Origin of the sequence: Gemmatimonas sp. UBA7669 (genome assembly GCF_002483225.1) — a bacterium.
Lineage (GTDB): Bacteria > Gemmatimonadota > Gemmatimonadetes > Gemmatimonadales > Gemmatimonadaceae > Gemmatimonas.
On the sequence record NZ_DLHL01000031.1, the window covers coordinates 1 to 1,196 of the forward strand.

The 1,196-nt window shown below is 65.3% G+C and carries 1 protein-coding gene and 1 pseudogene; one reads left to right on the forward strand and one right to left on the reverse strand.

Annotation, left to right across the window (positions count from 1 at the left end; all coding sequences use genetic code 11):
- Positions 1-299, reverse strand: a pseudogene (locus B2747_RS09140) (hypothetical protein); the annotation flags it as partial.
- A 70-nt stretch (positions 300-369) separates the two neighbouring features.
- Here B2747_RS09140 and B2747_RS09145 point away from each other — a divergent pair.
- Positions 370-1,098 (forward strand): MIP/aquaporin family protein, encoded by a 729-nt coding sequence (locus B2747_RS09145; protein ID WP_291159453.1) that lies wholly within the window; start codon positions 370-372, stop codon positions 1,096-1,098.
- The last annotated feature ends 98 nt before the right edge of the window (positions 1,099-1,196 follow it).

Here is a 1,196-nt window from a genome sequence, read left to right on the forward strand (position 1 = left end):
CCGGATTTGGGTGTCCACCGAGGCCCGATGACCACCAGACTGACGGTGGTGAAGCCTGGCTGCCGGATCTCTTCGTAGCCGTACACGTTCTCAGCAAGCTTCACGAAGCGCGGGAAGGCCGAGAGCGGAACGCCACGAACGGCGGGGTCGGCGGTGCGTGGCTGACCTGAGGCGGGGCCGGCAATGGCGGAGGCTGCAGCGGCGGATTGTGCGTGGAGCGGCAGGGTGCTGGCCAATGCCAGAATGCCCAGCACGGCCAGGATGCCGCGCGGCACGCGTAACGGGACGATGGCTGTCATTCCGCGAATGTGCGCCGGTTGGTACAATTTGCGCCAGACGTTGTCCCATCCCCTCAACCGGATTCTGTTCATGCCCGCCACCGCCTTCGGTGAATTCCTTGGCACGCTGGTGCTCATCCTGCTCGGCAATGGTGTGGTGGCAGGCGTGCTGCTGGAGCGCTCGAAGGCGCAGGGGGCGGGCTGGATGGTCATTACCACCGGTTGGGCCGTCGCGGTGCTTTGCGGCGTCTTGGTGGCGCTGGCCTGCGGGGCACCCGGTGAGCTCAATCCGGCGGTAACACTGGCCAATGTCATGCTCGGCACGCGCACAACGGCCGATGCCCTCGCGCATGTCGCGGCGCAGTTTGGCGGCGCACTGGTGGGCAGCGCACTGGTCTGGATGCACTACCTGCCACACTGGGCGCTCACGAAGGACGCCGACGCCATCCGCTCCTGCTACTGCAACACGCCGGCAGTTCGCACGACGGGTCCCAATCTCATCAGCGAGATCATCGGCACGGCGGTGCTCGTGCTGGTGGCCATGGCCATCGGCTCCTCCGGCGCCTCGGGTACAACGCCCGCCTCCAACTTCGGTCCGGCGCTCGTGGCGGCATTGGTGTGGGGCATCGGCCTCTCGCTGGGTGGTCCCACCGGCTACGCCATCAACCCGGCGCGCGACCTGGGACCGCGTATTGCCCACGCGTTGCTGCCCATTGCCAACAAGGGACCCAGCGACTGGAGCTATGCCTGGATTCCCGTGGTTGGTCCGCTGCTTGGTGGTGCGCTCGGCGCAATCGTGTGGGCGTCTCGTTTGGGTTAACTGACTACCACGGATTCCGCGGACAACAAGGGAAACATCAGGATACTGAAACACTGAGAATGTTTGATCCGTGTTGTTTCCGCCTCATCCGCGCAATC